Annotated in this window: 11 protein-coding genes and 3 pseudogenes; 6 read left to right on the top strand and 8 right to left on the bottom strand. The window is 61.6% G+C overall.

Going from position 1 to position 12,361, the window contains the following annotated elements; translation table 11 throughout:
- Positions 1 to 182 precede the first annotated feature (182 nt).
- The 4 genes from AC4FS3_RS22555 to AC4FS3_RS22540 form a co-directional block, all read right to left on the bottom strand.
- Positions 183 to 1,394 (bottom strand): helix-turn-helix domain-containing protein, encoded by a 1,212-nt coding sequence (locus AC4FS3_RS22555; RefSeq protein WP_491022409.1) that lies wholly within the window; start codon positions 1,392 to 1,394, stop codon positions 183 to 185.
- A 183-nt stretch (positions 1,395 to 1,577) separates the two neighbouring features.
- Positions 1,578 to 2,543: a plasmid partitioning protein RepB gene (gene repB / locus AC4FS3_RS22550; RefSeq protein ID WP_491022408.1), complete on the bottom strand. Its 966-nt coding sequence runs from the start codon at positions 2,541 to 2,543 to the stop codon at positions 1,578 to 1,580.
- Positions 2,543 to 3,727 (bottom strand): plasmid partitioning protein RepA, encoded by a 1,185-nt coding sequence (gene repA / locus AC4FS3_RS22545; protein WP_491022407.1) that lies wholly within the window; start codon positions 3,725 to 3,727, stop codon positions 2,543 to 2,545. Before repA ends, repB begins: the two co-directional genes overlap by 1 nt.
- Positions 3,728 to 4,000: 273 nt before the next feature.
- Entirely contained in the window at positions 4,001 to 5,059 is a 1,059-nt protein-coding gene (locus AC4FS3_RS22540; RefSeq protein WP_491022406.1) for a site-specific integrase, read from the bottom strand.
- Positions 5,060 to 6,267: 1,208 nt separating this feature from the next.
- Here AC4FS3_RS22540 and AC4FS3_RS22535 point away from each other — a divergent pair.
- Positions 6,268 to 6,874 (top strand): annotated as a pseudogene (locus AC4FS3_RS22535) (glycosyltransferase family 2 protein).
- Positions 6,816 to 7,211, top strand: a complete 396-nt coding sequence (locus tag AC4FS3_RS22530) for a hypothetical protein (protein ID WP_491022405.1) — start codon at positions 6,816 to 6,818, stop codon at positions 7,209 to 7,211. The pseudogene AC4FS3_RS22535 and the gene AC4FS3_RS22530 overlap by 59 nt, the downstream one beginning before the upstream one ends.
- A 108-nt stretch (positions 7,212 to 7,319) precedes the next feature.
- Here AC4FS3_RS22530 and AC4FS3_RS22525 read toward each other — a convergent pair whose 3' ends face one another.
- Both AC4FS3_RS22525 and AC4FS3_RS22520 read right to left on the bottom strand, forming a co-directional pair.
- The gene (locus tag AC4FS3_RS22525; RefSeq protein WP_491022404.1) at positions 7,320 to 8,099 is read right to left on the bottom strand and encodes a glycosyltransferase family 25 protein; all 780 of its coding nucleotides are present in this window, start codon (positions 8,097 to 8,099) and stop codon (positions 7,320 to 7,322) included.
- Positions 8,099 to 8,812: a hypothetical protein gene (locus AC4FS3_RS22520; RefSeq protein ID WP_491022403.1), complete on the bottom strand. Its 714-nt coding sequence runs from the start codon at positions 8,810 to 8,812 to the stop codon at positions 8,099 to 8,101. The genes AC4FS3_RS22525 and AC4FS3_RS22520 overlap by 1 nt, the downstream gene beginning before the upstream one ends.
- 734 nt (positions 8,813 to 9,546) lie before the next feature.
- Between AC4FS3_RS22520 and AC4FS3_RS22515 the strand changes: the two are divergent.
- The 4 genes and pseudogenes from AC4FS3_RS22515 to scpB all read left to right on the top strand — a co-directional run.
- Positions 9,547 to 9,876 (top strand): annotated as a pseudogene (locus AC4FS3_RS22515) (DUF1403 family protein); the annotation flags it as partial.
- 155 nt (positions 9,877 to 10,031) lie between these two features.
- Positions 10,032 to 10,112: pseudogene (locus AC4FS3_RS22510) on the top strand (hypothetical protein); the annotation flags it as partial.
- A gap of 16 nt (positions 10,113 to 10,128) precedes the next feature.
- Positions 10,129 to 10,464, top strand: coding sequence for a DUF1403 family protein (locus AC4FS3_RS22505; RefSeq protein ID WP_491022414.1), 336 nt, complete (start codon positions 10,129 to 10,131; stop codon positions 10,462 to 10,464).
- A 2-nt stretch (positions 10,465 to 10,466) separates the two neighbouring features.
- Positions 10,467 to 11,102, top strand: coding sequence for an SMC-Scp complex subunit ScpB (gene scpB / locus AC4FS3_RS22500; protein WP_491022402.1), 636 nt, complete (start codon positions 10,467 to 10,469; stop codon positions 11,100 to 11,102).
- A 31-nt stretch (positions 11,103 to 11,133) separates the two neighbouring features.
- Here scpB and AC4FS3_RS22495 read toward each other — a convergent pair whose 3' ends face one another.
- Together AC4FS3_RS22495 and AC4FS3_RS22490 are read right to left on the bottom strand one after the other, a co-directional pair.
- On the bottom strand, positions 11,134 to 11,478 hold the full coding sequence (locus AC4FS3_RS22495; protein ID WP_491022413.1) for a hypothetical protein: 345 nt from the start codon (positions 11,476 to 11,478) through the stop codon (positions 11,134 to 11,136).
- On the bottom strand, positions 11,478 to 12,281 hold the full coding sequence (locus AC4FS3_RS22490; RefSeq protein WP_491022401.1) for a transglutaminase-like domain-containing protein: 804 nt from the start codon (positions 12,279 to 12,281) through the stop codon (positions 11,478 to 11,480). The genes AC4FS3_RS22495 and AC4FS3_RS22490 overlap by 1 nt, the downstream gene beginning before the upstream one ends.
- Positions 12,282 to 12,361: the final 80 nt, after the last annotated feature.

The raw sequence follows: 12,361 nt of genomic DNA, 5'->3' as shown, positions 1-12,361 counted from the left end.
CTCTCTCCTCAGGTTTTTGACCGTGGTCCGGAAGACCATAGCGCAGGTGGGTGAGGAGCCGTCCACACCAGCACATCACTCCACCTCGCAGCGTTCCTACATGAGAACAATCAACGAACCTATCCGATTCCTCCCGAGCGGTCTATCTGGGTGTTTCATGGCCATGCGACCGCGGTCAGGGATCACGCTCGCAGGACGGATCTCACATACGCATCAGGGTTGAGGATGGTTCCGATCTGCCCTGCCATGCGGTTTTCTAGCTTGAGAAGTTCCCAAAGCCCGAGCTTGCTCGCAGCGCGGACGAGGATGTCCTGGCTTATTCTCAGCATGCTTCCGAATTCGAAAGCGATGCGTGTGGCTTCTGGGGCGCTCGTCGGCTTTTCATAGAAAGCGCTGACCTCGGTCAGGGCTGTCCAACTTGGAAGGTCATCGACTTCTCGCTTTCTTTTTTTTGTATCTGAATCTTGCTCTATGTGGCGGACGTTCTGTCCGTCAGAGGCGGGCTTTTGCTTGGTTGGCCGCAGCCCGGAGGTTTCTGCGGTGAGGGCCTGAAAGGTTTGGGAGACCGTTTGGTCTGGAGCGCGGTCCATGGTGGTTTCCGCGCAGGATGTAGCATCAGGGGCCTCCGCTTTGGAGGCCAGGCGCTGGTCAACCTCTTCGACTTCGCAATGGGCTATTGCTTGTGGGGCTGCATGTGACGAGAGGACCGTGGTCAGCTGCGAGAGAGCTGCCCGAGCCTCAATGAGGGTCAGTGAGGTACGTCGCACGAGGTTTCGCAAACTGTCGATGAAGGTGGTGACAGCGTCGCTTAGCTGGAGTTCGGCGCAAGCGGCGCGAAGTCTGAGGATCTGGGCCCGCAGCCCGCGCAACTCGTCTGCTTCCTCGCGGCGTCGCAGGGCAAGGGCGAGCAGCTCGTTGGACTGCGCGAAGAGGGGGGACAGGTCCAGCCCGAAGGCACCGATCGGTTTGCCGTGCTGCATCACAGGGAAGCGCTTGCCATTTGCGCTGTCACGGCGGCGGATCAGCCCGGCGGCTTCCAGCGCCTCCAGATGCCGCCGCAACTGACGGTCGGTGAGACCCTTGGCGCGGAAGCACAGGGTTTCGTTGCTGGCATAGACCGTGAGCAGGGTGGCCGGAGAAACGGGTGTCTCGCGGCCATCCGCGCTCTGACAGGGCAGGCAGCTCAGCAGCGCGTCAAGAACGACCACTGCCCCTTGCCGAATGCCGAGATCGCGGCTGCATGTATTGACCGCAGCCATGATGTCCCGACGAGCGAGAGGTCGGAATGCTGGCTGCAGGGTGATCGAACCCATGCCGGGGAGCGAGTACTCCGCGGATTTGGCACAGATTTCCTGTGCCCCGGCCGCAAGGGCCGTGGATGTGATGTGCTTCATATTGATCAGCGGACAAAACTATCCCGTTCGCTCTGAAGCGTTGCTCTTGATTCGTGATTCGGGGGCTGCTAGATTCAGGGTGTCTAATCGAGAATGCGCTTCGGCGCGGCAGCCTCCGGAGCGTCACAGCTTCGGGGGTTTTGTTTTGTTAGCCTTTCCTCCTTTCTGCTCTGCCTCGGTTGGTTATTCGTCGTCCTGCGGAGACTTCGATCGGAACTCCGCATAGGATTGTTTGATGAGGTCCTGGAGCCGAGTGTCCAGCCAGGAAGCGAACTCGGCATTTGCTCCGCTTCGCTTCACAGTGAGCGTCACTGAGCTACGGCCAGAGCGGATCGTGACGCCGTCGACTGGAGTGCTTTCGGCGATGTCGTCATGTCGAGCGCCGCGCTTTGTCGCCTCGCGAATGAGATGGTCTAAGCGCTCGTCGGAAGTCAGGCGCTCGTTTGCGGACCTCAGAATCCCGTCGGCCGTTCTCTCGGTCAGCTTCCCTGCGATGAAGAGTTCCGCCAGAGCAGTCCATTTCGGTCGTCCAGACTTCTGAGCGGCACCGATGAGCGAGCCGATGTCTGCGGGGACGGCCTGGGTGACCTTGGTAAGGTGGGAAAGACCAGCGGCTGACAGGTTAAGCACCGCCTTTGCCGTGGCAGGTTGGTGGCCGGCATCAAGGATGGCTTGGGCGAACCTAGCTCGCTCGTAGAAGGATAGGTTTCGCCGCGCAGCGTTCTCGAGGCCCTTGGCTATGAGCGCTGTCGCATCATCCAGATCCTGGACGTTGGCCCGGACTTTAATGCCTAGGTCACGACAGGCAGCGAGGCGGCGGCGTCCATAGATGACTTCGTAACGGCCTTCGGCCTTTGCTCGACGAACCAGAATTGGCACCTGTTGCCCCTGATCCCGGATGCTGTTTGTAAGACTCTCGAGGCCGTCATCCGCTTCATCATCGTTTACAGCTGTAAACGGTGTCAGCCGGTCAACGGGTCCCCAGTCGTCGATCAAACCAGGTTCAATCTCGCGAATTGCGGCGAGAGATCCCTGCAGGGCGCCGAGTGCAGGCGCGGTGATCTTGGTCGACCGCTCGGATGGCGAGGTGGTGGAGCGCGCGATCGTACTTGCGATGCCTGTCATTCCACTGAGCGATTTGCGAGCCATTACTTACGCCCCCAGGTTTGCCGGACCATCGTCTCGATCTCGCGGCCGATAGCGTCCATCGAGCCCCGTGCCCTGTCGTATGTTGCCCTGGTCATATCTGAGCGAACTACCTCATAGAGAGACTGTTTGAGCATGGTCGCGTCACTGATTGCCGTGCTCTTGAGAGCGGTGGCTGACATGACGCGATCCTGAAACAAGGCCCGCATGAACGAGGTGATTTGCTGAGACGGGATGTCGGTGGGTTCATCGCGAGTGATAAGGAGCTTAAAGTGATCGTAGTCGAGCGCCGCGCCGGCATCTTCGATGACGCCCATGTAAGCCCCTGCGAGTTCAAGGAACTGTGCAGTGGAGGAGACGTCCAACATCGATGGGGTCATCGGGACAATGATCGAGGTCGCGGCGGCCATACCGGAAATCGTCAGGAAGCCAAGCTGCGGAGGGCTATCCATCAGGACCAGGTCGTAGTCAGCTTCGACCTGCGCAAGTGCATCGCGGATCCGGAAGTAGAACGGCCTTTCGGAGTTGGAGTGAACTGCGGACTCCGTCTCGAACTCGGATAGGACGAGCCGGGAAGGAGCGATCGCGAGCCCGGGAAAATAGGTCTGCACGATCACGTCGGCCATCGGCGACGGGTTTTCGTATTTGATGGCATCATAGATCGTGAGCCCATCGAACTCGATTTCGGGGCTGATGCCGCACATGGACGTCAGCGAGCCCTGGGGGTCGAGGTCAACGACCAGCACCCGGTAGCCTTGCAGTGCGAGGTAGTGGGCTAGGTGGATCGTCGTCGTGCTTTTGCTTGACCCGCCCTTGAAGTTCATCAGCTGCCAGACTTGGAGCTTTTCGCCCTCCATCCTGCGTGGCAGGTAGTGTCCTTTCTTCCGTGAGGTTCGTTCAAGAATCTCGCGCGCCTGCAAGATCTCCTGACCTGAGTAGTAGCGGCGTCCTCCACGGTTGATTGCGGGTTCTGGCAGAACGCCGTCTGCATGAACTTTCCGCATGAACTGACCTGAGACATCGAGTAGCTCCGCAACCTCTGGGGCCGAGAACTCGCGAAGTGTCTTGGTGTTGTCTGGAGCGAACGCGGCAAGCAGGTGCTCCCTGATCGCGGCGTTCAGTCGCTCAGAGATGTCAGTCGCGAGTGCTGACGGGCGATCCGCAGTTAGCGGTGTCACAGGAATCATCTGGTTGCCTCAAATCCGAAAATGTAGCATTTTTCGCGCCACTTGATGACAAGGGCGGTGATTCGCCGGCTTATGTCAAGAGTTTCCTGCATATAGTGTCTATGCAGGCGCATCGTGACTACATGCATGGCGAGGCTGCCCGAACATTTTACAGTTGTAAACGGCCGCCGCACATTGCTGAGCTTGGGAGGCACGGCTGCCGTCCTGTGGGGATCTGTGAATTACTCGAGCGTGTGGGGTCTCTGGATGCGTAGTAGTGCTCCGATCGTTTAGCTACAGGCCAGCAGCCTTGGTCAGGTTCACCCTGAACCTGTCGCGGCGGCGCTGATACCTGCGGGTCATCTCGGCGCTGGCGTGGCCGAGCTGCTTTTGCACATGCCGCTCGTCGACCTCGGCTGAGGAGGCGAGACCGGCGCGAAGGCTGTGGCCGGAGAAGAGGGCAGGGCGGTCCTTCTCGGGCAGATCGCCCCGCAGTCCCGCTGTTTGAGCGGCCCGCTTGACCAGTCTCGCGACCTCGCGGTCATTGAGACGGAACGGCCCCGGTTCCTTGCCCCCGCCGGTGACCCGACGGAACAGCGGTCCCTGGCTGATGCGGGCGAACTTCAGCCAGAGTTCCAGCGCTTCGACCGGGCAGGTTGCGGGTGACGACCCGCGACCGATCTCGACCTCGCGCCAGCCGGTCTTGCCGCGCAGCGTGACCAGCAATCCGCCAGGCAGCAGCTCGATCCAGCCGCGCCCGTCCGTGGTCTGGTCCCGGCCGATGTCGAGCCCGGTGATCTCGGACCGGCGCAAGCCCCCGGCGAAACCGATCAGCAGCATCGCCCGGTCCCGGAGCCCCCGCAGCGTGCCGCGGTCACAGGTCTCCAGCATGGCGCGGAGGTCTTCCGGCAGGATCGCTTCCTTCTGGCGCGGGGGCGCGGCGTGGCTGTTGCGGATGCCGGCGAGGACGGTGGCGATGTGGCGGTCGCGCCGGTTGAGGCTCAGCCCGCGCTGCGTCCAGGCCCAGGCCAGCGCGGAGAGCCGGCGCTCGATGGTGGAGACGGTGTTCCTGCGCCCGCCGACGGAAGGCGCGCCGGAGGCACAGGCGGTGATATAGAGGCCGACGATCTGCGGATCGGGCAGCGTCGGGTCGAGCCCCTCGCGGCGACACCAGCCGGCGAAGTGCTTCCAGTCGGCGGCATAGGCCTTGCGGGTATTGGCGGAGCTGGCGGCTTCGGCATAGACGCGGGCGCGTTCGGCCAGATCCCGCAAGGCCGGGGGCTGGTGGCCGGGCGGGGCAGGGGCGGGGACTTCCTGCCTCGCGCCTTCCGGATTGGATGTCTCATCCGTCATGGCGACCCCCCGGGGCGCTGAGCTGTGGCGAGGGTGCTCCGATGCCGGATGCAGACGGGACCGCCGCAGGCAGCCAGGCATGAGCCCGCGATCGGCAGGGCCTCGCTGAAGCGTATCGGGCAGGATTTCGGGGCATTTTCGGGGGTCTGAAGCGCATCTCTCCATAAAGAAGCAAGACAGCCGATAATGCTGAAACTGCTGCCGGGATGTCTGTTTGGCGTGACTTCAGTTCGGTCAGCTTTTGCCACATTGCGGATCCTGGCCGGGAGCTGAGATGGGGTTATGAAGCTGCTCAGGGACAGATAAGGTTTTTGATAATGCGATCTTTTCTCTGGGGTGGAAGTAGGCCCGATTGGACAAGTTCGTCTTGGCAGCGCGACGACCGCGCACGCCTCTGGGCAGCACCATAGTGACCGGAGATCAAAGACCTGCCCGCATCGGTTCGAGAGCGGGTCTGGGGGCAGCAGCGCTGAGCCGAAAACTCGATATTACGCCCGAAACCGTTCCGAAGGTGCCAAGCGGGAAGAGGGACACAGTGGTGACGCGTTCAGGCGGCATACGCTGTTGCCATTGGACGACTGCTTCCATGTCCTGCAATCGTCCCTGCCGCACTTGGCACACTCGGACATGCAACGTTGTTTTCTACGCCACGGGATATACGCCTGCCGGAAGTGGATGGAGGCAAACAGAAACGGCAATACTTCAAGCGCTACCCCATCAACTATTTCCCTGCAGGTATCGCCGAGGCAGCAGACCGCCAGAGCTGGGGTCTGTCGCTTTGTCGTCAGTGACAGAACCGGAAAATTTGCATGCGCGCGCCTTGTACACAAGGCTGACCAGTTGGCCTCTGCTTAGTTCCTGCGCAATCTGATCGCAGTGGCTCTGTGTCGGGTCTGATACTACCCCATAAAATTGCCAGAGGTCACTGTCAGATCAGGGGGATACCACTGGCGGGCAGGCCCTGCGCCATTGCGACAGGAGTCGGCAGCATTTCCGGTCTCTCCTGCCATATCCTGCCCAGCCAGCTGCGTGGCACCCCCCTCTGGTGAGCAGGATTGCGCCCTCTGCACGGTATTGAGGCTCAGCTCCTCCATGACCTTCAGGAAGGTCCGCGCTTTGGATCTGTCGGGGGCGTTGCACGTGAAGACAGGCCTGCCATAAAGGAAAGGAGCAAGAATATCGTGTGACCCGTATCGAAAAGTGCTGCAGTGACCAGAAAAGACCAGCTTTCAGATGTATCAGAGCCGGTCTCTGACCCGGTTGAGCCGGAGGCTGTGCCGGAACGCGGCTGTCGGCTGTCGGTCGTTATCGCGACACATAATCGTCCAGGGCTTCTGCCCAGGGCCGTCGCGTCTGCCCTTACCGGTCTGCCGGAAGACGCTGAGATCGTCGTTGTCGATGACGGGTCGACTGAATGGGCCGGTGACGTGCTGGCGGATCTTGTCCCTGCGAACGGCCAGTTGCGCATATTGCGTCACACCGGTCCCAACGGAGCCGCGCGCGCGGAATTTCGGGGTGGCGAGGGCGCGGGGCACGACCATCCTGTTTCTGGATGATGATGATGAACTGCTGCCGGGATATGCGCGGCGTATGCTTAAAATCACGGCGGAAGGTACCTCCCATACAGGTTCAGCGCGGTATGGCACTGACACAGTGACGGACGTGAAAGCCGGACCGGCCGGTCGCAGGCCAGCGGCCCCGTCACAGCCAATGCGCCGTTGCGCCACAAAATCGCGCCCTGAGCGCCGGCTTCTGGGTGAAACGGGAGCAGTTTCCGGCCACAGGCGGTCTGGACCCCGATCAGAAAATCGATGAGGATGCCGGCCTTTGCTGTGCCTTCGCTACGAGTGGGGCCTGTCCTTGGTATGAGGACACGCCTGGTGCGCGCGTCTATCTCGACCATACGCACGCTGGTGCGAATAGCGCACAGCTCACCCGTGCCAATACGGCCGAAACAATGCTCGACTACTATCTGCGCACCTGGAAAAACTATCAGTCCCGCTTTCGCGCATGGTCCGAGGCGCGCTGGTTTCTGGGCGCGCGCTTTCTGCGCCGTGCAGCCAAACTCGGCGCAGATGACAGCGCTCGCCAGTTCATTGCTGGCGTCAGGCCCCTGCCCCTGGCAGCGGCCTTCAGGATTTTTATCGCGTAAAGCGCCTGACAGCCTGAAGAAAATGACAGCCCGATGAACCTGATACGCGACGCCTTGCGCCTGGCGGGCTGTCGGGACCGGTTCGCGCAACCCCGGTTGCAAACCCCGCTAGGAAATCTTCCTCGTGCGGCGTTTGAACCACCACCTTTGCCAATATTTTTCGCGAAAGAAACGCAGGGCACGCGAACCTGCAGAAGCGGCTGCCGATTTTCGTGAGGCTTCGCGCTGGCGCTCCAGCGCGGAATCTGAAACCGCAATATCGGGGTGATCCACGATGCGCGGCATGGTTACAAGCGGTGATAACGGCATGAGATCACAAGGCCAGTCTGCAAGGCCTGCAAGCGGCTGGCTGCGGTCAAGAATATAGCGGGCGGCTTTTGCCGAGATGCTGTATCCCGTGGTGAGGCTGGCATTTTCGGCCAGGCGGAAAAACGTTATTCCGGGCGCGAAGATCTTACGTCTTCCCGGCCATATGCGCGCATCGAGATGATCCAGCTGCACCAGATCGGCAGACAGAAATCCCGAGCCTTCGATGAACTCCGCAAAGCCGCTTGTCAGGATCGCATCATCCTCCAGAATGATCGCGCCGGCCAGGCCCTGATCAATGATCCTCTGATAGAGCGTCTGATGGGACAATGCGCAGGCGAACTCCGCATCTGACATTCTGCGCCGGGTGCGCGCGGCAGCACCATCGCGATCGATCCGAGCTTCCGCCTCAGGAGAAAGGCCCTGACGGCCATCGACCGCGAAGGTGATCTCCGCCGTCAGGCCAATTGCCTGCAATTGCGCATATATTTTTTCACGACGCTCTTTCGCATCCGCAAGGCTGACAACGAAAATCGGCCATCCCCCGCTCTCCTGCACACGGCTGTCGGCCTGATCCGCCATCACCCCTTCCTTTCCTTTCGAAAGGGCCAGATCCCGCGGCGCTTACCGGGGGTCTGCGCCGGGCAGACTGCGGCAATGTAGCGGGCAAAATCATGCCTGCCGCTGACCACCCCCTCGCTGACGGCGTTGAAGAGCGCGATCGAGGAATCCGCGCGCGATTCAAAGAGATGGAAGAAATCGAGCGTGCCGTAGAATGTGCCGATCCCGAAGATACCGCGATCGGCCAGCGGCCATTTCGGCCGGATCGCGAATTGTGGCGGAATCATCCCGACCGCCACACCACGACTGCGCGCGCAAACGGTCAGGTTCTGCCCCACATCCATGCGATCCGTATGCGAAAGCGACGGGCGCCCGAGTTCCTGCCAGGTTTTCCCCATGCAGCCGAGAAACATCGGCCCGGCATAGGAGGCTTCCGGGTCAAGGTGATTGGCAACCTGCTCCAGCCCGACCACCGCGCCGGTATATATGCGCTCCAGAAAGCGGATATAGGCGTCTCTTGTCAGGGGGAAAGCATCGATATCGCAAACCACAGTAATGTCGCGCGGTTCACTGAAAACCCTGTCCAGCCACTCCGAATGGCCTGCGCTGTTATCAAGGCACTGGATCAGTTCGATGCCGAGATGTGCGAACACCTTCGCCTGGCCCGCAACGATATCGGGCGAAATATTGCTTCGGTAAAAGGTATAAACAGGTGGCAGAGGGGGGGGGGGCACAGTGATCTCCGTCAAAATTCATTCCCGAAACAGGCACCGGCCCCATACGGCCCACAGCCTGCCGGTCCGGCGCGCAAAACAGGGCAACCGCTCTCCGCCGCTTTGCCCCCCTTCAGGCCAGTCTGACCTGTGAGCGAAGACGGGGGCAACCGCAAATACGCCGCGCCTTCCCACATCAGAGAACTTATGCCGGCCACCCCTGGTTATCCGGGACGCCTTATGTGATGAGCCAGCACATCGACAGGGCGGAGACAGACAGCCGGGCGGCGATGGCGATACGCACGACCATTCCTCGTCTTTGCCGCACAGCGTGCTGTGCCCAGACGGGACGGTCACAGCAGGTATTCAAACAGCCGCCAGAGTGCGTCCCGATAGAACGACACAGGCTCTTGAAGATCCGAGAGGACTTCGAGGCGGGACGAGCGAGCAGCGGCCCTGACGGGCCCCCAATTGCAGATGGGATCGCGTGAGATACGCATCAGCGCGCCCCCGCGCAGAAGGCGTGAAAGTAGACCAGGAAGAAGGTCGAGGCCGTCCCGCTGAGGAATCCAGCCACAAGAGGCACGATTGCGGTGAGTTCTTTTTTAAGGAGTTGTTTTTACATGAGTTTCTTTTGTTGCGCCGAATAATAGTCCGATAATGCAACATTATTGGACATTATAAGTGAATGACAGGCGCGGCGGATAAGATAAACAAAACTAGCATGAAGCGCCGATACTTGCTAGCGTCCAGCCATGTCACGTGCCGCAAAGTCTCCCCAGCCTCCATCAATTCCTCCGGCCCTGCCGCGATGGATCCGGCAGGGTGCGTGCCGCGATGATGTTGAAACAGTGATGTTTTTCGTCGGGGCCGCCCTTGCGGTACTGGACCCGATTGCCCGGTCTGAGGATCCGGTCGGCATCCTTTGGCGCAAGCGGCTGGCGCTCTCTGCAGCCGTGGCGATTTCCCAGTTGGAAGGGCGCCGGGAAGGCGAGGCGGACCTGCGTGACACCATCGCCTTGCGGCGTCCGGGCGATGATCCCGGCCCCGCCGGGCGGATGCTGATCGGCTGGCGCGCCCTGAGCGAGACACGGGCGCTGAGATCAGCCGATTGGCCTGCACGCTGCCTGGCTTCTTCGATCTGCCACCCGAGCCGATTTCCGAGCTTCTGCGCGACCTTGGCGCGCGCTTTGTCGGGCGGACCGCGCCGCTGCGCTTCGCGGCGGAGGCCGCGCGGGACGTGCTTGCGCTTGGACAGATCTATCGCGGCCTTGCTCTCTGGTTGGCGAATGCGATTTTGGCTCGGGCACTCGGCTGGGATCGGCCGGTGCCGCTGCTTGCCGCGCATCTGCCTCGCGCCGCATTCCGGCTGGAGGGCGAGGCATTTCATTGCGGCCTGTGCCAACGCATTGGGCAGGGGGGCGGTTGCCGCCTTCGATTTGCACATCGATCTGACCCGCCGCGCCGATGCCTTGCGTTCGGCACATCTGCGGCGACCGGGAAAGGACACCGCCTCTGTTATCACCGGGCTTCTGACTGAGGATGCGCTGGCGGCCCAAGCAGGGGCAGAGGCCAGTGATCGCGCCGCGCGGCGGTTGTTCGATCGGCTGACATCGCTTGGTCTGGTGCGAGAGCTGAGCGGACGGGCGAGCTTCCGGCTTTACGGGCTGTGACCATGGCGCCGAAATCCGCCGAGCCGCTGGACACCGAACTCGCCGCGCTACCGCACGCGCTGCGCTGGAAGGAATGGATGGCGCGGGTCGAGGCCGTGCTTTTCACGTCCTCCGAACCGGTCGGGCGGGAGGTGCTGGCGCGGGTGGTCGGTCGTGACTGTGCGATCGATCTGTTGATCGAGGATATTGCCGCCGAACTCGCGGGGCGTCCGTATGAGATTGCCCGCATCGCAGGCGGCGGGCAGTTCCGCACGAGGGTGCAACACGCAACTGCGATCCGTGCGGCGCGCGGCGAGGGTGACGCTGGCCGAGATCTCACGCAGAATGAAGCGCTCGTCCTGACCATCATCGCCTATATGCAGCCGGTAACCCGTGGTGCGATCTCGCGACTGATCGGCCGCGAGGTGAGCCGTGATCTGATCGCCCGGCTGCACCGCCAGGCCCTGTTCGCCCGAGGTCCGCGCAGCCCGGAGCCTGGCGCGCCTAACACCTATGTCACCACGCCGAGGTTTCTGGTGCAGTTCGGGCTGGAGACGCTGCGCGACCTGCCGGACCTCGAGGCTCTGGAAGATGCGGGGCTGCTGGAGCCAGTGACTGATATCGCGCTAGATCTGCCGATAGTAGGTGAAGATGACTGATCATCGCCGCACCCGTCGAAACGCCGGGGGCTTACCCTAGCCGAAAGTTCGCCGCGGACGGCCCGCTGGTTGGCTCCATCGGCGTAGTGCCCGCGAGTCTATGATCCGCCCGGGGAGACTGCTTGGAATGCGGCGCGGCCAATGCGGAGAACGGGCAGCCACAGACCAGCTTTCTTGACTCCTGGCAGGCTTGCAGGCCGCCCAGAACGGTGACCGATCCGATGACAGCGCGCGCGAGCCCCACAACCTTCACATGCAGGACCGCATCGGCGTCGCGAAGGGTCTCAAGATCCTGCCTCGTATAGTCGCGGAGCCCGAGTTCCAGAGTATGGCGCTGGATGGAGCTGCTGACGGCGTCGCTATGTGCATCGCCGATCAGGCTTCTTCGGTCCAGACCTTGAACTTCGTCAGCTGATGCGGGCCGAAGGAATGGATCAGCGGGACGTCGGTGGCATCGCGGCCGCGCGCGATCACCACCCGCCCGATCCGCGGCGTATTGTGCCGGGCGTCCAGAGTGACCCAGCGGTCTTCCAGCCAGACCTCGCACCAGGCGTTGAAATCCATCGGGGCCGGATTGGCCGGCACGCCGATATCGCCAAGATAGCCGTTGGCGTATCGGGCCGGAATGTTCATACAGCGGCACAGTGTAATGGCGAGATGAGCAAAATCGCGACAGACACCGACCCGCTCTTGCCAGGCCTCTGATGCGGTGCGGGTGGCGCGCGCATGTTCATACCCGAATGTGAGGAGCTGGTTCACATGGTCGAAGATCGCCTGCACCCGCGTCCACCCCGGCGTCACATTGCCAAAAAGCTCCCAAGCCTGCGCCATCATGAGGTCGGTCTCGCAATAGCGACTGGCAAGAAGAAAGCCGAGTGCCTCGTCTGGCAGGTCGCTGACCGGGCATTCCCGCGCAGCCTTGTCCCATGGATCGGGCTGGCCATCCACCTCGACGAAGCTGTCATGTGAGAGGCGCGTCGCGCCGGCTGGTGCTGTCAGTCGCAGGCAGGAATTGCCGTATAAGTCGACATATGTAAGGTTGGGGACCGCGTGGGAAATCTGTAATCCGCTGGTCTTGGTGACGCTTCCGGCGAGATCCGGATGCGGGTCCAGGATTGCGATCACTTCTGTCGGCTGATTGCAGGTGATCTCGATCTCGTAGCCCAACCGGATAAGCACATCGATACCCCTCGACTGTTGAAGTGTGAACGCTTCTGTGGGGGACATGTTCCGGCGGGGCTCGCTTCACACGCTTGCTT

Source organism: Pseudogemmobacter sp. TB195 (assembly GCF_058313095.1).
This window is presented reverse-complemented; position numbering and strand designations above follow the sequence as displayed.